The organism is Nocardiopsis endophytica, from assembly GCF_027706725.1.
Taxonomy (GTDB): domain Bacteria; phylum Actinomycetota; class Actinomycetes; order Streptosporangiales; family Streptosporangiaceae; genus Nocardiopsis_A; species Nocardiopsis_A endophytica.
Window position 1 is genome coordinate 1 of record NZ_JAQFWQ010000055.1, and the last position, 18,160, is coordinate 18,160.

At 73.3% G+C, this 18,160-nt stretch carries 16 protein-coding genes; 6 read left to right on the plus strand and 10 right to left on the minus strand.

The annotated features are described in order from the left end of the window. Positions 1 to 338: 338 nt before the first annotated feature. On the plus strand, positions 339 to 1,073 hold the full coding sequence (locus O4J56_RS18430) for an AAA family ATPase (protein WP_270687232.1): 735 nt from the start codon (positions 339 to 341) through the stop codon (positions 1,071 to 1,073). 295 nt (positions 1,074 to 1,368) lie between these two features. Here the strand turns inward: O4J56_RS18430 and O4J56_RS18435 are convergent, their stop codons facing one another. Then, on the minus strand, positions 1,369 to 2,367 hold the full coding sequence (locus tag O4J56_RS18435) for a LacI family DNA-binding transcriptional regulator (protein WP_270687233.1): 999 nt from the start codon (positions 2,365 to 2,367) through the stop codon (positions 1,369 to 1,371). 282 nt (positions 2,368 to 2,649) lie between these two features. Here O4J56_RS18435 and O4J56_RS18440 point away from each other — a divergent pair, with 282 nt between their 5' ends. Together O4J56_RS18440 and O4J56_RS18445 are read left to right on the plus strand one after the other, a co-directional pair. After that, complete coding sequence (locus tag O4J56_RS18440; protein ID WP_270687235.1) at positions 2,650 to 4,032, plus strand: NupC/NupG family nucleoside CNT transporter; 1,383 nt, start codon at positions 2,650 to 2,652, stop codon at positions 4,030 to 4,032. 97 nt (positions 4,033 to 4,129) lie between these two features. Further along, positions 4,130 to 5,257: an adenosine deaminase gene (locus O4J56_RS18445; protein WP_270687236.1), complete on the plus strand. Its 1,128-nt coding sequence runs from the start codon at positions 4,130 to 4,132 to the stop codon at positions 5,255 to 5,257. Positions 5,258 to 5,369: 112 nt separating this feature from the next. Here the strand turns inward: O4J56_RS18445 and O4J56_RS18450 are convergent, their stop codons facing one another. Beyond that, entirely contained in the window at positions 5,370 to 6,155 is a 786-nt protein-coding gene (locus O4J56_RS18450) for an ABC transporter permease (RefSeq protein WP_270687238.1), read from the minus strand. A gap of 88 nt (positions 6,156 to 6,243) precedes the next feature. Next, complete coding sequence (locus O4J56_RS18455) at positions 6,244 to 6,990, minus strand: ABC transporter ATP-binding protein (RefSeq protein WP_270687239.1); 747 nt, start codon at positions 6,988 to 6,990, stop codon at positions 6,244 to 6,246. Positions 6,991 to 7,101: 111 nt separating this feature from the next. On the opposite strand from O4J56_RS18455, the gene O4J56_RS18460 reads away from it, so the two are divergent. After that, a complete protein-coding gene (locus O4J56_RS18460) occupies positions 7,102 to 8,229 on the plus strand; it encodes a sensor histidine kinase (protein ID WP_270687241.1) in 1,128 nt (375 codons plus the stop codon). After that, positions 8,226 to 8,870, plus strand: coding sequence for a response regulator (locus tag O4J56_RS18465; protein ID WP_270687296.1), 645 nt, complete (start codon positions 8,226 to 8,228; stop codon positions 8,868 to 8,870). Before O4J56_RS18460 ends, O4J56_RS18465 begins: the two co-directional genes overlap by 4 nt. A 215-nt stretch (positions 8,871 to 9,085) precedes the next feature. Here the strand turns inward: O4J56_RS18465 and O4J56_RS18470 are convergent, their stop codons facing one another. The 3 genes from O4J56_RS18470 to O4J56_RS18480 form a co-directional block, all read right to left on the minus strand. Continuing rightward, positions 9,086 to 9,541 (minus strand): pyridoxamine 5'-phosphate oxidase family protein, encoded by a 456-nt coding sequence (locus O4J56_RS18470; protein ID WP_270687243.1) that lies wholly within the window; start codon positions 9,539 to 9,541, stop codon positions 9,086 to 9,088. A gap of 201 nt (positions 9,542 to 9,742) precedes the next feature. Next, on the minus strand, positions 9,743 to 10,153 hold the full coding sequence (locus tag O4J56_RS18475) for a VOC family protein (RefSeq protein ID WP_270687244.1): 411 nt from the start codon (positions 10,151 to 10,153) through the stop codon (positions 9,743 to 9,745). 128 nt (positions 10,154 to 10,281) lie between these two features. Further along, a complete protein-coding gene (locus tag O4J56_RS18480; RefSeq protein ID WP_270687246.1) occupies positions 10,282 to 10,908 on the minus strand; it encodes a VOC family protein in 627 nt (208 codons plus the stop codon). A gap of 300 nt (positions 10,909 to 11,208) precedes the next feature. Between O4J56_RS18480 and O4J56_RS18485 the strand changes: the two genes are divergently transcribed. Beyond that, positions 11,209 to 11,616, plus strand: a complete 408-nt coding sequence (locus O4J56_RS18485) for a hypothetical protein (RefSeq protein WP_270687248.1) — start codon at positions 11,209 to 11,211, stop codon at positions 11,614 to 11,616. A gap of 29 nt (positions 11,617 to 11,645) precedes the next feature. Here O4J56_RS18485 and O4J56_RS18490 read toward each other — a convergent pair whose 3' ends face one another. The 4 genes from O4J56_RS18490 to O4J56_RS18505 form a co-directional block, all read right to left on the minus strand. After that, complete coding sequence (locus O4J56_RS18490) at positions 11,646 to 12,521, minus strand: amidohydrolase family protein (protein WP_270687297.1); 876 nt, start codon at positions 12,519 to 12,521, stop codon at positions 11,646 to 11,648. A 76-nt stretch (positions 12,522 to 12,597) separates the two neighbouring features. Continuing rightward, on the minus strand, positions 12,598 to 13,581 hold the full coding sequence (locus O4J56_RS18495; RefSeq protein WP_270687250.1) for a 3-hydroxyacyl-CoA dehydrogenase NAD-binding domain-containing protein: 984 nt from the start codon (positions 13,579 to 13,581) through the stop codon (positions 12,598 to 12,600). Then, positions 13,578 to 15,620, minus strand: a complete 2,043-nt coding sequence (locus tag O4J56_RS18500; protein ID WP_270687252.1) for an acetoacetate--CoA ligase — start codon at positions 15,618 to 15,620, stop codon at positions 13,578 to 13,580. The genes O4J56_RS18495 and O4J56_RS18500 overlap by 4 nt, the downstream gene beginning before the upstream one ends. Further along, on the minus strand, positions 15,617 to 18,055 hold the full coding sequence (locus tag O4J56_RS18505; RefSeq protein ID WP_270687254.1) for a crotonase/enoyl-CoA hydratase family protein: 2,439 nt from the start codon (positions 18,053 to 18,055) through the stop codon (positions 15,617 to 15,619). The genes O4J56_RS18500 and O4J56_RS18505 overlap by 4 nt, the downstream gene beginning before the upstream one ends. Between the last annotated feature and the right edge of the window lie 105 nt (positions 18,056 to 18,160).

The following is an 18,160-nucleotide window of genomic DNA, read 5'->3' on the forward strand; positions in this document are numbered from 1 at the left end:
CCCCCCCGCCGGAGGCGCCCCACCCGGGCGGGGCGGCCGCCAAGGAGCCTTCCTCGCAGCGCCCGGCCCCGCCGAGACCTCCCCGCCCCGGAATGCCGCGTGCTAGCGGACACCGCGTCCCCCCGGACCACACCGGCCTATCCGAACGCCCGCTTCCGCCCCGGCATCTGGCCGACCGCCCCGCCCGACAAGCCCCGGCCCCGCCGCCGGCGCCCTCGCCCCGGCCCTCTGCCCAGACCCCGCCCCAGCCGCTGTGGACCCCGCCGGGCACCCCGTCGCTGCGCCCACAGGCCCCTGCCGGGCCCGCGCGCCCCGAGCCCCAGCAGGACGCCCGGAGCGTGTGGCGCGAGGCCATCGCCGAGCACAACCAGTCCCTCTCGCGCACCATCGCGGTGATCAGCCTCAAGGGGGGCGTGGGCAAGACCACCACCGCCGTCGGCCTGGGCACCGCCCTGGCCGTGCGCCACACCGAGCACGTCATCGCCGTGGACGCCAACCACTTCGGCACCCTGGCCTCGCGCATGCCCCAGCAGGCCGAACTGGACGCCGCCGACCTGGCCGCCGCCGGCGGCCGCGTCCAGGGCTGGGCGGGCCTGCGCCGCTTCCTGGCCTCCAACCCCCAGCGCCTGCACGCCCTGGCCGGGGGCGGCGGCGCCGAGGCCTACGAAGCCGCCGCCGCAATGGTGGCCGACCACACCGACACGGTGGTCACCGATTGCCGGACCGACCTGGACGACACCGTCACCAAGGCGGTGCTGGAGCGAGCCACGCAGTGCCTGATCGTGCTGGAGCCCAGCGCCGACGGGCTGGCCGCCGCCCAGGCCACCCTGAGCCACCTGGCCGGTGCGCACCCGGCCCTGGCGCACACCTGCGTGTTCGTCATCTGCCAGCGCAGCCGCCGCGCCCCGCAGCTGCGCCAGGCCGAAAAGGCCTTTGCCGCTCAGGCCCACCCCGTGGTGGCCATCCCCTACGACCGGCACCTAGACCAGGGCGGGGTGATCGTGCGCGACAAGCTTAGGCGCGCCACCCGCGACGCCTACGACCGCCTGGCCAACATCATCACCAGCCTTTAGCGCCTTCTGAGCAAAGGCGGAGAGACGCCGCGCTACCAGCCATCAAGTTCCTTTTCGTCTGTCCCATTACCTTCTAGAACAGTCCCGCAATGGGACCCCGGCCTCCGTGCCCGGCTTGGCTTCTTGCCCCCTGTCGCCCATGATCCGGGGGTGGTGCCACCGGGCGCCGTACGACCGCTGATGGAAGCACGGGCCGCCGCTGAGCAGGCCCCACAAATGTGGATGCTGGCACACGGCGCCCTGGCGAGGCCGGGAGGACACCGATCAGGACAGGAGCGCCCGTGGCCGACACCCCCTATGCCCTAGTCGACCCTCGCACCACTAGCTCTGGGGCGATGGCGACGCGGCGGTGGGGTTCCTCGCCGCCTCCTAGGCGGGTGGCCAGGGTGCGCACGGCCTCGGCGGCCAGCTGTTCCAGTGGCTGGCGCACCGTCGTCAGCGGCGGCTCGGCCAGTTCCGCGAACGGGATGTCGTCGAAGCCGGTCACCATCACCCGGCCCGGCACGTCCACGCCGTTGCGGGCCAGTTCCCGCAGCACCCCCAGGGCTATCGTGTCGTTCCCGCAGACGATCCCCTCCGGCAGCTCGCGGCGGTTCTCCAGCAGGCGCCGTGCCGCCCGGTGCCCCCACTCCAGGCTGAAGTCGCCCAGGAGCACCCGGTCGGTTCCGCCCGGGCACAGCGGCGCCGCGCCCCGGTACCCGTCGAGCCGCGCCTGCGCCGAGGAGTCGGTCGGCTCCGACCCGACGTAGGCCAGCGTCCGCGCCCCCGCGCCCACCAGGTGTTCGACGGCCGACAGGATGCCCGCCTCGCTGTCCACGCCGACCCAGCTCCCGCCTCCCCCGTCCAGGCACAGGTCGAGCTGGACCGTGGGCACCCGCTGCCCCGCCGCCTCGATCGCCGCGCGGCTCCGCTCGCTGTGGCAGGGCACCGCGATCAGCGCGTCGACCCTCCGGTCCAGCAGCGACTTGAGCTGCCCCGCCTCCACCTCCGGGTCGTACCGCGAGGTGGACAGCAGCAGCCCCCGCCCGCCGCGCGCCGCCTCGCGCTCCACCGCCTCGACCAGGGTCGCGAAGAACGGGTTGGAGATGCGCGGCACGACGATGCCCACGCTGTTGGTGGTGCGGCTGCGCAGCGCGGCGGCCACCGCGTTGGGCTCGTACTCCAGCTCCCGGGCGGCGCGCAGCACGCGCTCCCTGTTGGCCGGGCGCACCCCGCGGCCGCCGGACAGCGCGCGCGACGCGGTGGCGACGGACACCCCGGCACGCTCGGCGACCTCCTTGATGGTGACGGACATCACTTCACTCCTCGGAACCGAGCGGGGACGGGGGGTCGAGAAATCGTTTTCTCATGAGCCGGAACCCCTGACAGGACACGCCTCCCGGCTTGCGATCAAGGACTCACCAGCTCATTTACGATGTTCTGTGACAACTCTGAAGGGTTGACAAAAGATGTAACACACTTGCAGTGTGCGACATCACGGTAATCGTTTACATCCCCGGCGGGCTCCCCCGCCGCGACGGCCCGGCGGACCCCCGCGGCCCGGCCCGGTCGCAGATCCACCAAGAAGGGAGGGGGCATGGACGTGCTCAACGTGCTGTGGGGCATCGGCGGGATGCTGGTGATCCTCGCGATCGCGTTCGCCTTCTCGACCAACCGCCGTGCGATCCGTCCGCGCACCGTGCTCGGCGCGCTCGCGGTCCAGGTCGTCTTCGGCGTGCTCGTGCTCTACACGCCCTGGGGCAAGTCGGCGCTGCAGGCCATCGCGCTCGGCTTCCAGTCCCTCATCGACGCCTCCGGCGAGGGCATCGACTTCCTGTTCGGGGCGATCCTGCCGGAGGAGGGCACGGTCTTCGCCTTCCAGGTGCTGCCGGTCGTCATCTTCGTGTCCTCCCTGACGGCGGTGCTCTACTACCTGAACATCCTGCAGTGGGTCGTCCGCATCATCGGCGGCGGCCTGCAGAAGGTGCTCGGCACCGGCAAGGCCGAGTCGATGAACGCCACCGCCAACATCTTCCTCGGCCTGACCGAGGCGCCCCTGGTGATCCGGCCGTACCTGACCCGGCTCACCCGCTCGGAGCTGTTCGCCGTCATGGTGGGCGGCCTGGCCACGGTCGCCGGCAGCGTGCTCGTCGGCTACTACCTGCTCGGCGCGAGCATGGAGTACCTGATCGCCGCCGCCTTCATGGCCGCCCCGGCCGGCCTGATGATGGCCAAGATCATCATCCCGGAGACCGAGAAGGAGGTCTCCGACCTCGCGGTCGAGGGCAAGCTGCCGGTCGCCGAGGTCCCCGGTGACGGCGGTGTCGCCGCCGGCGGCGAGAGCGCCGGCTCGGCCGACGAGGCCGTCGCCGAGGGCCACGCGCACGGCACCGGCACCTCCACCGGCGCGGGCGACGCCGAGCCGGGCGCCACCGGCGCGCTGGAGAGCGAGGAGGACTCCAAGCCGCACAACCTCATCGACGCCGCCGCCCGCGGCGCCACCGAGGGCCTGAAGCTCGCGCTGAACATCGGCGCCATGCTGCTCGCCTTCATCTCCCTGGTGGCCCTGCTCAACATGGGCCTGGGCGCCCTGGGCGGGCTGTTCGGCATGGACGACCTGAGCTTCCAGAAGATCCTCGGCTGGGTCTTCTCCCCGCTGATGTTCGTCATCGGCGTCCCGTGGAGCGAGGCGGTCACCGCCGGCGGCTTCCTCGGCCAGAAGCTCATCCTCAACGAGTTCGTGGCCTTCCTGGACTTCACGCCGCAGATGGCCGAGCTGTCCGACAAGACGGTCGCCATCGTCACCTTCACCATCACCGGCTTCGCCAACGTCGGCTCGCTGGCCGTGCTGCTGGGCGGCCTGGGCAACCTGGCCCCCAACCAGCGCAAGCGCATCGCCAAGCTGGGCGTGCGCGCCATCATCGCGGGCACGCTGGCCAACCTGATGAGCGCCGCCATCGCGGGCATCCTCATCGGCTAGCCGCCGCACCGTGCGGCCCGTCCCCTCGCCGGGGCGGGCCGCACACGTATACGACAGACCCGAACCACGCAACGACCCCGACCCCGGAGGAGTCCCGATGCCCGGTCAGACCGAACGGCCCACCCCCGCCCAGATCCGCCGGGCGCCCAAGGTGCTGCTGCACGACCACCTCGACGGCGGGCTGCGCCCGGCCACGGTGGCCGAGCTGGCGGCGGAGTCCGGCTACGACCGGCTGCCCACGACCGACACGGCCGAGCTGGGCCGCTGGTTCCGCGACGCGGCCGACTCCGGCTCGCTGGAGCGCTACCTGGAGACGTTCTCGCACACGGTCGGCGTGATGCAGACCCGCGAGGCCCTGGTGCGGGTCGCCGCCGAGGCCGCCGAGGACCTGGCCGCCGACGGCGTCGTCTACGCCGAGGTGCGCTACGCCCCCGAGCTGTTCCAGGAGCGCGGGCTCGGCCTGGACGAGATCGTCGAGGCGGTCCAGGAGGGCTTCACCGAGGGGGAGCGCCGCGCCGCCGCGGCGGGGGACCGCATCATCGTGCGCACGCTGCTGTGCGCGATGCGGCAGAACGCCCGCGCCACCGAGATCGCCGAGCTGGCGGTGCGCCACCGCGACGCCGGTGTGGCCGGGTTCGACATCGCCGGGCCCGAGGCCGGGTTCCCGCCCACCCGCAACCTGGACGCCTTCGAGTACCTGCGCCGCCAGAACGCCCACTTCACGATCCACGCGGGCGAGGCCTTCGGCCTCCCGTCGATCTGGGAGGCCATCCAGCACTGCGGCGCCGAGCGGCTCGGGCACGGGGTGCGCATCGTCGACGACATCAAGGTGCACGACGACGGGTCGGCCGAGCTGGGCCGCCTGGCGCAGTACGTGCGGGACCGGCGGATGCCGCTGGAGATGTGCCCGAGCTCGAACGTTCAGACCGGGGCGGCCGAGTCGATCGCCGCGCACCCGATCAGCCTGCTGCGGCGGCTGCGCTTCCGGGTGACGGTCAACACCGACAACCGGCTGATGAGCGGCACGTCGATGTCGGAGGAGTTCGAGAAGCTGTCCGAGGCGTTCGGGTACACCCTGGACGACATGCAGTGGTTCACGCTGAACGCGATGAAGTCGGCGTTCCTGCCGTTCGACGAGCGCATCGTGCTGATCGACGACGTCATCAAGCCGGGGTACGCCGCCCTGCGCTCCGAGCACCTGTTCCGCACCCCCGGCCGCGTCTGAGGCGGCGCCGTCCGGGTCCCGCGCCGACGGGAACCGGTGCCGAGAGCACCGATAGGGGCCGCGCATGGCGCGGCCCCTTCGCCGTGTCCGCCGTATCCCTTCCGGCGGCGGATCACTCCCAGCGGAAGAACACGGCCGCGACGACGGCGGCGGCCACGGCCGTGGCCGCCAGGACCGCCGCGTGGGGACCCGCGACGCCCTCCCCGGCCCAGGCGGAGGAGAGCGCGTCGACCGCCGCGCCGAACGGGAGCCACTCGCCCACGCGCGCGACCCCCTCCGGCAGCGACTCCTTGCCGCCGAACATCCCGCCGAGCGCCCCGAGCCCCAGGTAGGCGACGAGGCCCATCGCGACGGCGGAGTTGGGGGTGGGGGCCACCGCCGCCACCACCATGCCCAGGGCGAACATCACGGCGACGGTCAGCACCAGCGCGCCGAGCGCCGCGGGCACGTCGATCGGGGGCCTTGCTCCGAAGAAGGCGACGGCCACGCCGAACGCGACCGCGATGCCCAGCAGCGACTGGGCCACCCCCACCGCGACCTGGGCGACCAGGACCATCACCGGTGAGGCCGGGGTGGCGCCGAGCCTGCGCAGCACCCCGGTCCTGCGGTAGGCGGACAGGAAGCTCGGCGTGTTCACGATGCCGATCAGTCCGATGACCATCGTGAAGACGAGCGGGATGACGTAGATGTCCAGGGCCGTCCGGCCGCCGGTGACCACCGCCTCCGAGGCGGAGGAGGCGCTCATGACGAGGATGAGGAGCGGCAGGCCGAAGGGGACGATGAGGCCCGCGGTGTCCCGGATGACCATCTTGGCCTCGCACACCGCGAGGAGCAGCCAGGACCGGACTCCGGGGCGGGCGGGGGAACGTACGGGCGTCGCCGCCGTATGCGCGGTCACTGCGCCCTCCTTTCCTCGTTCGCTTCCTCGTTCGCTTCTTCCGGTGCTCCGGGAAGGGGTGCGGGGGCGGGAACGGTCCGCGGGGGCATCAGGCGGCCTCCTCGTCCTCGTCGTCGGGTTCGCCGAGCCGTTCGCCGGTGAGCACGAGGAAGGCCTCGTCGAGGTCGGCGGCCCCGGCTCGGCGAACCAGCTCCGCCGGGGTGCCCAGGGCGGCCACGCGTCCGGCGCGCACCAGGGCGACCCGGTCGCACAACCGCTCGACCTCGTCCATGGCGTGGCTGACCAGCACCACGGTCTCCTCGGTCAGCTGCTCGACCGTGGCCCACATGCGCCGACGCGCCCGCGGATCGAGGCCGGTGGTCAGCTCATCGAGGATCACCACCCGCGGCCGTCCGGCGAGCGCGAGCGCGATCGAGAGCCGCTGCGCCTGCCCGCCGGAGAGCCGGGAGAAGCGGGTGTCCCGCTGCTTGGCCAGCTCCACCAGCTCCAGCAGTTCATCGCGCGGGCGCGGAGAAGGGTAGAAGCTCCGGTAGAGGTCGACGAGTTCGGCGACGGTGAGGGCGTCGTGGAGCTGGGACTCCTGGAGCTGGACCCCGAGGATCCGGCGCACGGCCGCCCGGTCCCGCCACGGGTCGAGCCCCATCACGGTGACGCGGCCGCCGTCCGGCGCGCGGAGTCCGGCGATGAGCTCCACGGTGGTCGTCTTTCCGGCGCCGTTGGTGCCCAGGATGCCCAGCACCTCGCCCTGTTCGACGCGCAGGCTCAGGTCGTCGACGGCGACGGTGTCACCGTAGCGTTTGCGGAGGTTCTCCGCGCGGATGGCAGGTCGGTTCATGGCCCCGACGCTAGATTCGGCCCGGTGGCGGCCGCCTGTGCCGGATGTCAGGGATGGCGGCCATGACTTTCGGCACCCGTGGGCCCCACCCGCCACCCGTACGGTTGTGCCATGCGCCGTGTCCCCCTGGAGGCCTGGTCGGGCTTCGCGATGCTCGCCGTGTGCGTGGCCATCGGCGTCTTCGTGGTGATCGGCTCGGCCGGGCTCCGCGTCCCGACGGCCGCGTGGGTCCTGCTCTTCACCATGACCATCGCGGCGGTGCTCACCACGGCCCTGGTCGAGGACTCCCGGCCCGCCCTGCAGCGCTACACCTACGCCGCCGCCGTCGTGCTCGGCTGGTGCGTCCTGCTGACCGCGCCGGAGGCGGAGTCGCTGGCCATCGTCCTGGTCGTGATCGCGGCCTTCGGGTCCGGTGTCCTGCCGCTCCGGGCGGTCCTCGGCGTCGCCGCCCTGAACACCGCCGTGATCGGCATCGCCTGGAGCGACCGGGGCGGCGACCCGTCGTCCTGGGCGTTCGCCGTCGGGATGTACCTGCTGATCCACGTCTCCGCGGTGCTGAGTGTGACCGCGATCCTCCGGGAACAGCGCATGCGCCGCGAGCTGACCGAGGCGCACGTGGAGCTCCAGGCGGCGGGGGTGCTGCTGGAGGAGTCCGCGCGCACCGCCGAGCGCCTGCGCATCTCCCGCGACCTGCACGACCTGATCGGGCACCAGCTCACCGTGCTCACCCTGGAGCTGGAGGCGGCCCGCCACCGGGAGGGGGAGCGGGCGCGGGAGCACGTCGAACAGGCCGGCCGGGTGGCCCGGGACCTGCTGGCCGACGTGCGGTCCACGGTGGACGCCCTGCGCTCGGACCCGCGCGAGGGGCTGGCCGCGTCCTTGAAACGGATCGGCGCCGACGCGCCCGGGCTCGACGTGGCGGTGGAGGTCGCCGACGGTGTCCGGCCCGACGAGGAGCAGGCGGAGGCGCTGGTGCGGGCGGTGAAGGAGATCGTGACGAACACGCTGCGCCACGCGGACGCCCGCGAACTGTGGATCGATGTGGGCCTGGACGGCGGCACGATCCGGCTGACGGCGGCCGACGACGGCCGCGGGGCCGCCGCGCCGGTGCCCGGCAACGGGCTGACCGGGATGCGCGAGCGGTTCGAGGCGCTCGGGGGCGGTGCCGCCTTCGACGGTGGCGGCGGGAGCGACGGGAACGGCGGGTTCCGGGTGTCGGCGTGGACACCGGTGCGATGACGCGGGTGGTGGTGGTCGACGACCAGACGCTGGTGCGGCACGGCATCCGCGGGCTGCTGGACCTGGCGGGGATCGACGTGGTGGGGGAGGCCGGCGACGGGGCCGCCGCACTGGAGGTGATCGCCGGGGCCGAGCCCGACGTGGTCCTCCTCGACCTGCGGATGCCGCGCCACGACGGGATCTGGGTTCTGAAGCGGCTGCGCGAGGCGGAGTCCCGGGTCCCGGTGCTGGTGCTGACCACGTTCAACGACGACGAGCTGGTGCTGGAGGCGCTCCGGGCGGGTGCGCGCGGGTACCTCCTCAAGGACGTGACGCTGGAGCAGCTCACCCGGGCCGTGCACACCCTCGCGGACGGGGGGACGCTCGTCGCGCCGTCCATCACCGACCGGCTGCTCCGCGCCGTCCAGGAGGGGCCGCCTCCCGCCGCGGAGGGCCCCGTCAGGATCGAGGACCTGACGGGGCGCGAGGTGGAGGTGCTGCGGCTGGTCGCGGAGGGGTACAGCAACCGGGAGATCGCCGGGGTCCTGCACCTGGCCGAGGGGACGGTGAAGAACCACGTCTCCGCGATCCTGCTGAAGCTCGGCGCCCGCGACCGCACGAACGCGGTCCTGCGCGCCCTGCACGAGGGGGTGCTGCCGTAAAGGAGTTGTCCACACCCTGTGGATGAGTCGCGCACTCCCGAGAAGTGCGGGACGGCGGGTGCCCCCTCTCGCGATGATCTCGACAAGAGTGCTGCCAAATCCGCTGGAATGGCAGCACTCTTGTCGAGATCATCGCCGAGGAAGCGTCCCGCGCCCGATACGCCTGGCGTGGCCCGGCGAGCGGGGCACCGGCCGGGCCGTCGACGCTCCGCCGGTCAGCCGAGCCAGGCGCCGTCGCGCATCAGGTGGCGGCCCTCCATCTCGTCGACCTCGCGCCAGGCCTGGATGCGCTCGGGGCGGATGCGGAAGTACTGGTACGGCTCCGCGCTCTCGCGCGGGTCGAAGCCCGTCGCCTCCGCGAACGCGTCGCCCGTCCCCTCCGGGAGTTCGGCGAGGTCCACCGGCTCGGCGTGGCCGTCGATGAGGACCACGTCCCGGGTCGGGCCCAGCGCGAGCCGGACCCGGCCGTCGGCGAGCAGGTTGCGGCCCGTCACCGAGGCGGCGGCCGTCGAGACCAGGAGCGTGCTCCCGTCCCACATGTAGGAGAGCGGGACGAGGTAGGCGCCCTTCGAGGCGCCCGCGCTCGCGACCCACAGGTCGACCTCGCGCTCCAGCACGGCCCGGGTGTCCCGGATCCGCTCCTCAAGCGTGCGCGGCGGGGCGGCGGTCATGCGCGTCTCCTGTCGGTTCCTGAGGACCCGGAGCGGGTGGGTCGCATCGGTCGTCGGAGGGGTCAGGGTACGGACGGCTCACCGCAACGGCCGGAGCCGGGGCCGGTGTCCCGGTGCCCGGCCGGAGCGCGCGCTCCCGGACGCCGCGCTCGCGCGACCGGTGGTCGGCGGCGAGCGCGGCTCCCCATGCGGGGTGGCACATCAGTCGGCCTGCCGGATGCGGACCAGGTTGCCCGCCGGGTCGCGGAAGGCGCAGTCGCGGATGCCGTAGGGCTGGTCGGTCGGCTCCTGGACGACCTCGGCGCCCCGGGCCTCCACCTTCTCGAAGACGGCGTCCACGTCGCGGGAGGCCAGCAGGATCCACCCGTAGGTGCCCTTGGCCATCATCTCGTGGATCATGCGGCGCTCGTCCTCGGTGAGGCCCGGGTCGACCGTCGGCGGCGCCAGCAGGATGTTGGTGCCCGGCTGCTCGGCCGGGCCGACGGTGATCCAGCGCATGTTCCCCTGGCCGACGTCGGTGCGGACCTCGAAGCCGAGGACGTCGCGGTAGAAGGCCAGCGACTCCTCCGGGTCGGTGTGCGGGAGCGGCGTGGTGTGAATCGTGATGTCCATGCAGATCACCCTAGGTACGGCCGGTCGTCGGCGCTTCTCGATTCCTGACCGGGTCGGGCGCGTGTCGCGGGACCCGGGGTGCGGCGTGCTGGGCGCGCCGGCGGCGGCCGTCGTGGCGCCGGCGGTGGTCACTCGGCGGCGGCCGATGCCGTCGCCTCCCATGCGAACCCGTCCGGGTCTGTGAACGCGCCCAGGTCCCCGCTGATCGACAGGCGGTGGGACCCCGTCCCTTCCGGAGCCACGCCCGCGTTCTTGGCCAGGGCGCGCCGCTTGTTCAGCCCGAACTTGATCGGGCTCTGCCCGGTGTCGAACTCGACGTACGCGCCGCCGAAGCTCTTCGCGACGGCGAGCCCGTGCTCGACGTAGAACCGCTTGCTCGCGGGCACGTCGTCCGGCCCCAGCAGCAGGACGATGTCGTCGAACCGCCGGGCCGCCGGGGCCTTGTCCTTCTTGGAGGACGTCGCGATCGTCCAGACGGCCCCGTCCGGCGCCCGGAGGGCGCCGCCGTAGCCCCAGAGCGACTTCGCCGCGGGCTTGATCTCCTCCGCGCCGGCGTCGAGCGCCGCGGCGACGAGGAGGTCCACGTCGCCCGGCTGCGCCGCCGTCAGCGAGAGCGTGTCCCCGCGGACGCCTTCGGTGGGCTCCTGCGACTCCCGGACGCGGACCTGTCCGTCGAGCCCGAAGGCCGTGGAGTAGAACTCTTCGGCGGCCGCGGGGTCCGCCGCACCAAGGGTGATGAAGTCGATGTTCGCCATGCCCACAACGCTAGGCGCGCACCCATGACCTGCGCTTCTCGATTCCTGACCGACTCGCGGGGGGGTGGTGGGGGACGGCGCCCGGGGGACGGCCGCCCGGGGCGCGGCGGCGGACGCCGCACGCGCCGCGGAGGGTGGAAACGCACCCTCCGGGCATCACGAGAAACGGCCGCGGAAATTCACCATCGCCGCGTGAAACACCGTGCACGCTGCACGTTTAGAGCGACGTCGAAGTAGTTGTCCGCCGACACCCCCTTCGCTAGCATCACCGCTGCCCGCTCTGAAAAAGGAGAATGAAAAATGTCCTTCAAGGGGAAATTCGCGTCCGTTTTCATTGGAACGGCCGCGGCCCTCACCCTGCTCACCCCGGCGACGAGCGCCGCCGCCGACGAGGCATCGGCCGCGAGCGGTGACGTGTCGGCCAATGCCGTCTGCAGGGGCGGGTACACGAAGCGGATTCTGGGCGAGGGCTATCTGAAGTACAGCGTCTGCACGAAGACCAACTCATCTGGAACCAAGTTCCAGATGGTCGAGGGCAGACTCGTCGACACCAAGAACAACAACATCTACCTGCGGGCGACCGTGGATTACACCCAGTCCACTGCGGGATACTTCTACTACGTCGGCTCCAAGAGCGGAACCAAAATCTTCAAGAGCCCCTGGCGCGCGGGAAATGTCGTGGTCAGCCTGAGCTCGCACAAGGACTAGAGATGTGACCTCGGGCCCCGACAGGAACATCACTCCCCGCCGTCGAGGCCCAGAAGGCGCGCCGCGTTGTCCTTCATGATCAGGCGGCGCGCCTCGTCCCCGATTTCGAGTTCGGCGAAGGAGTCCCGCCACCGGTCGGGGGTGATGAGCGGGAAGTCCGACCCGAACAGCACCTTGCGCTTCAGGTAGCGCCCCGCCGCGCGCACCAGTGCCGGCGGGAAGTACTTGGGCAGCCACCCCGACAGGTCGATGGACACGTTGGCCTTGTGCGTCGCGATCGCGATCGCCTCGTCCGCCCACGGCACAGACGGGTGGGCCATGATGATCCTCAATTCCGGGAAGGCCGCCGCGACGTCGTCGATGAGCATCGGATCCGACAGCCGCAGGCGGATCCCGCGCCCGCCCGGCAGCCCCGCGCCGATGCCCGTCTGGCCGGTGTGGAACAGCACCACCGCGCCCAGCTCCTGCAAAGCCTCGTACAGCGGGAAGTGCGCGGGGTCGTCCGGGGCGAACCCCTGCAGGCTGGGGTGCAGCTTGATGCCGAGCACCCCGTACTCCTCGACGAGGCGCCGCGCGCGGTCCACGGCCGCCGCCCCCTGCAACGGGTCCACCGACCCGAACGGCAGCAGCACGTCGTTGTTGCGGGCGGCCGCCTCGGCGATCTCCTCGCTCGACAGCGCCGGGTGGCCGGTGGCGGTGGCCGCGTCGACGGTGAACACCACCGCCGCCATCGACCGGGCCCGGTAGTGCTCGGCGATCTGGTCGACGGTGGGCGTGCGCAGGTCGGTCGACTTGAAGTAGGCGGCCGAGGCGTCCATCAGCTCGGGGTCGAGCGAGTGGTGTCCGCAGGTGTCGGCCTCCACATGGGTGTGGACGTCGATGGCCTCGACGGCGTCCAGGTCGATGGCGGGCTCATAGCGTGTGGGCACGGTGGTCCTCCAAGAGATGGTGGGGGCGGAGACGGCGGTTCGGAAGCGGGGGTCAGGGCAGCGATCGGCCCGCGTCGCGCTTGTCCCGCAGCAGGCGCACCAACAGGGCGTCACGCGCGGCGGACAGCTCGTCGGACCCGCGCTCCCCGACCTCCTCGTTCACCCCGTCCACTAGCAGCGACACCAGCTCCGGGGTCAGGCGGGCGTCCCGGAGGTCGTCCATCCACTCCTGGGCGGGCGGCCCCAGGTGCTCCAGGGTGTGCGCCATCCCACCGGGGCCGCCGCCCAGGTGCTGGCCGAGCAGCGGCCCGACCACCGCCCACCTCAGCCCCGGGCCGTACGCCACGGCGGCGTCGACGTCGGCGACCGTGGCCACCCCCCGCTCGACGAGCGAGTACGCCTCCCGCCACAGCGCCGCCTGCAACCGGTTGGCCAGGTGCCCGGGAACCTCCCGCCGCACCCGCACCGGCCGCTTCCCCAGCGACCGGTAGAAGTCGCACGCCTGCTCGGCGGTGTCCTCGGTGGTGTGCGCGTTCCCCACCACCTCGACCAGCGGGACGACCGTCACCGGGTGGAACGGGTGCCCGACGACGACCCGCCCCGGCGCGCGCGTGCACGCGGCGGCCAGAGCGCTCGGCATGGTCCCCGAGGTGCTGGACGCGATCACCACCTCAGGGGGAAGGCGCTCGTCGAGCCACGCGGCCAGCCGCGACTTGAAGCCGGGATCCTCGGGCCCGCTCTCCTGGACCCACACGGCCCCGTCCAGCGCCGCTTCGAGGCCCGCGCCGGTGTCGGTGACGAGGTCCAGGCGCGACTCCCAGCCGCGCAGGTCGCCGCCGAGGCCTTCGACCGCCTGCCGGCCCTGCTCGACCTGCCGCGCGACCTCGTCCGCGCCGACCGCCGGATCGGCCAGGACGACGCGGTGCCCGTGCGCGAGGAGCTGCACCGCCCACCCCTTGCCGATGACCCCGCCGCCGACCAGGAGGACGTGTCCGTTTCGTCCCTGCGCGTTCCCAATGTTTCCCGTGAAACTCACCTGACCGGCCTCCCTTCGCGCCCCGCGCCCTCCTGCCCGGCGTCCCGCGCCATCTCCTCGAAGGGGTCCAGCGCCGACTCGTCCGCCGCCACGCCCGGCGGCGCGGCCTCGGCCCGCGGACGGCCCTGGAGCAGCCGCTTCACCGGGACCTCCAGCTTCTTGCCGGTCCGGTTGCGCGGCACGGCCGGGACCTCCACCACCTCGTCGGGCACGTGGCGCGGGGACAGCGCCGCGCGGACCGCCGTGGTGATCCGCGCGCGCCCTTCCTCGTCCAGCGGCGTGCGCGTGACGACGAACAGGATCAGCCGCCCCATGCCGCTTCCATCGCCCCCGGGGCCGTCCTCCAGGTGCACGACGAGGCTGTCCTCGACCCCGTCCAGCTCCTCCACCACGCCGTAGAACTCGGCCGTCCCCAGCCGGACCCCGCCGCGGTTGAGGGTGGCGTCCGAGCGCCCGGCCACCGTGCACCCGCCGTCGTCGTCGAAGCGGACCCAGTCGCCGTGCCGCCACACGCCGGGGTAGTGCGCGAAGTAGGCGTCCCGGTAGCGGGTGCCGTCGTCGCCCCAGAACCCGACCGGCATCGACGGCATGGGGCGGGTGACCACCAGCTCCCCGAGCTCCCCGGTGACCGGGCGCCCCCGCTCGTCCCAGGCCTCGGCGCGCACGCCCAGGCACGGCCCGGAGATCACCCCCTCCAGCACCGGCTGGGCGGGCCCACCCTGCACCAGCCCGGAGCACACGTCGGTGCCGCCGCTGCCCACGTTGAGCAGCGCGTCCGGGAAGCGGTCGAGCACCCACCGGTACCCCTCGGGCGGCAGCGGGGAGCCCGCCGCCGCGATCTGCCGGACCGACGACAGGTCGTGCGCGGCGGCCGGGTCCAGCCCGTCGGCGCGGCACCGCATCAGGTAGCCGGGGGCGGCCCCGACCACCGTGGCCCGGGTCCGCGCGGCCAGCCGCCACTGCAGCTCGGGGTCGGGGCGCAGCGGGTCGCCGTCGATCAGGACCGCGCCGGCGCGCACCAGCAGCGCCGACACCAGGGCGTTCCACATCATCCAGGCGGTGGTGGTGTACCAGAGCAGCCGGTCGCCCGGGCCCAGGTCCCAGCTCAGCGCGTGGTTCTTCAGGTGCTCGACGAGGATGCCGCCGTGCCCGTGCACGATCGGCTTGGGCGCCCCGGTGGTGCCGGACGAGAACAGGACGAAGAGCGGGTGGTCGAAGGGCACGTCCGCGTATTCGGGGGCCGCCGGGTCCGCGGAGGCGGTGAGTTCCGACCAGTCCGTCCAGCCCGGGTCCGCCGCGCCCTGCCGCGCCTCAGGGGGCCGGTCGAACTCCCCGTAGGGCACGTGCACGGCGGCGCGGAGGCCGGGCAGCCCGGCCGCGATCGCCGCCAGCTCCTCGGAGCGGTCGACCCGCTTGGCCCCGTACCTGTACCCGGTCACGCCGAGGAGCACGGTCGGCTCCAGCTGCCCGAAGCGGTCGAGGACCCCGCGCACGCCGAACTCCGGTGCGCAGGAGGCCCACACCGCCCCCAGGGACGCCGTCGCCAGGAACGCGACGACCGCCTCGGGTATGGAGGGCAGGTAGCCGACGACGCGGTCGCCCTCGCGGACGCCGAGGCGCCGCAGCCCCGCGCGCGCTTGCGCGACCCGCTCCCGCAGCTCGCCGAAGCCGATGCGGATCTCCTCCCGCGTCTGCGAGTAGGCGAACAGCGCGGTGTCCCCGTCCCGCTGCCGCACGGGGTCGGCGTCCTCCAGCAGGTGGCGGGCGTAGTTGATGCGCGCCCCCGGGAACCAGCGGGCGCCGGGCATGGCCTCCTCGGCCAGTGCGGGCCCCGGGTCGGCCGTGCTGCGCACGCCGAAGTGGTCCCAGACCTCCGCCCAGAAGTCCGACGGCCGCTCCACGGACCAGCGCCACAGGTCCGGGTAGGCGTCGACGCGCCACCCGTGGACGTCCTCCACGCGGCGTGCGAACGCCCCGATCCGGGTCGTGGCCTTCCAGTCCTCGCGCGGGGCCCGCAGCATGCGTCCGGTCGCGGTCACGCGTCCCCTCCCTTGCCCTCGTCGCTCCCGTCGGCGTCCCTGTGGGCGTTCCGTTGGACCTTCGCCGCCCGCTTGCGCAGGAAGTCCTCCATCCGCCGCTGCGCCTCGGCGCTGCTCGACGCGGCCGACGCCATCAGCGCCTCGGTCAGGTAGCCCACCTCCGGGGCGGCCTCGGCGATCCTCGGCAGCGCCTCGACGACCGCGAAGTTGGTGAGCGGGGCGTTGGCGGCGGCGGCCCCGGCCAGGGCGACGGCGCGCTCCAGCGCCCCGCCCTCCGGTTCGAGGTACTGGGTCAGCCCGGCCGACGCGCCCTCTTCGGCGTCCAGCACCCGGCCGGTCAGCATCAGGTCGGCCATCCGGTGCGCGCCGATCAGCCGGGGCAGCCGCACCGAGCCCCCACCGCCGACGAACAGGCCCCGCTGTCCCTCGGGCAGCGCGTAGAAGGCGGTGCGGTCGGCCACCCTGATGTGCGCGGCGGCGGCCAGCTCCAGCCCGCCGCCGATCACCGCGCCCTTGAGTGCGGCCACCACCGGCAGGCCGCCGCGCTCCACGGCCGCGAAGGCCCTGTGCCACATGCGCGAGTGCCGCAGGCCGCTCTCGACGTCGCTGCCGCCCAGCTCGGACAGGTCCAGCCCGGCGCAGAAGTGGTCGCCCTCGGCGTCCAGCACCGCAGCGCGCGCCCAGTCGGGCGGCTCGGAGAAGAACCGGCCGATCCCGGTGACGGTGGCGTCGTCCAGCGCGTTGCGCTTGCCCGGGCGGCACAGGCGCAGCACGGCGACCGGGCCGCGGCGCTCGACCTCCAGCGAGCCGGGCAGCGCGGGCGCGGGAGCGGCGGGGGCCGGACCCCCGGACGCCCCACCGCCGTGGGCGCGCAGCCGGTGCCGCAGGACCTTCCCGGAGGCGGTGCGCGGGAGCTCGTCGACGAACACGACCTCCTTGGGCAGCTTGTACCGGGCCAGCCGGGCCTCCAGGTGCTCCCGGATCGGCGCGGGGTCGGCCGCGGCCCCCGGGGCGGCCTCGACGAAGGCGACCCCGGCCTCGCCCCAGCGCTCGTCCGGGCGGCCGACCACCGCCGCCGCGGCCACCTCGGGCAGCTCGTTCAGCACCGCCTCGACCTCGGCGGGGTAGACGTTCTCCCCGCCGGAGATGTACACGTCCTTGACCCGGTCGACCACGTGCAGCAGGCCGTCCCCGGCCCGCACCACGTCGCCCGTGCGGAACCAGTCGCCGGGCCCGCCCGGGGCACCGCCGTCGGTGAGGAAGCCGGCCTCCTCCACAGGCCGACCCCAGTAGCCGGAGAACACGTTCGGCCCGCGGACCAGCAGCTCTCCGGTACCGGAGCCGGCCGGGGCGGGGACCCCGTCCGGCCCGAGGAGGGCGGTGTCGGTGAAGAAGTGGGGGGCGCCCGCGGTCGGGGCGCCGTCGGGGAGCGCGGCCTCCATGGACACCCCGGGGGCCGCCTCGGTCATCCCGTAGCCCTGAAGGACGGGCACGCCGCGCCGCCGCCATTCCGCGGCGACGTGGGCGGGCATCGGGGAGCCGCCGTAGAGGACCAGCCGCAGCGAGGACAGGTCGGCTTCGGACCAGCGGGGGTCCTCGGCCATCATCTGCATCATCGTGGGCACGCAGGAGAAGCACGTGGCCCGGAGCTCCTCGATGAGGGACAGGACGGCCGCGGCGCCGAACCGCGGCACGACTTCGACCGTTCCGCCCTTGAGGAGCAGCGGGAGGGAGATCTGGCCCAGTCCCACGGCATGGAACAGGGGCGCGATGCACAGCCCGAGGTCGGTGCTCGTGAAGTCCAGGTGGACGAGCTGGTTGACGGTGTTCCAGGTCAGGTTTGCGTGGGTGAGCACCGCTGCCTTGGGGCGCCCCGTGGTGCCCGACGTGTAGAGGAACAGCGCGGGGTCGTCCATGGACACCGCATCGTGCGGAACCGCGTCGGACACGGCCCCGGACGCGTCCTGCGAAGGCGTTCTCGCGGCCAGTTCGTCGTACGACAGGTGGTGGCGCACGTCCCGGCGCGGGGAGTCGAGCGCGCGCAGGCGCTCGTCCGGTTCCTCCCCGCCGGGGCCGACGACCAGGACCGAGGCCCCGCTATCGGCGAGCATGTAGTCCAGCTCCGCCGCGGCCAGCCGGTGGTTGAGCGGCACGAAGACCGCTCCCGCGCGCTGGGCGGCGAACATCGTCTCGAAGGTGGCCGTGTCGTTCAGCCCCAGGTAGGCGACGCGGTCGCCGTGCCGCACCCCGAGTCCGGCCAGCGCCGCCGCGAGGCGGTCGGTGCGGTCGGCAAGTTCCCGGTAGGTGAGCGCCCGGCCGCCCTGGCGGAGGGCGACGGAACCGGGCGAGATACGGGCACGGCGCCGGGGCCAGGACCCGATCCCCGCGCCGGGGGTGAGGGGTGGGTGCGTGAGAGGGGGGTCGTTCTCTTCCACAGCAGGAGAATATCAAGCTACCTGATACAAAGGAAGGAGCTGAATGATAAAGAAGCAGCGCTTCCCCGTGAAAGAGAAACAGGGAACCTGCCACGCCTCCCCTTC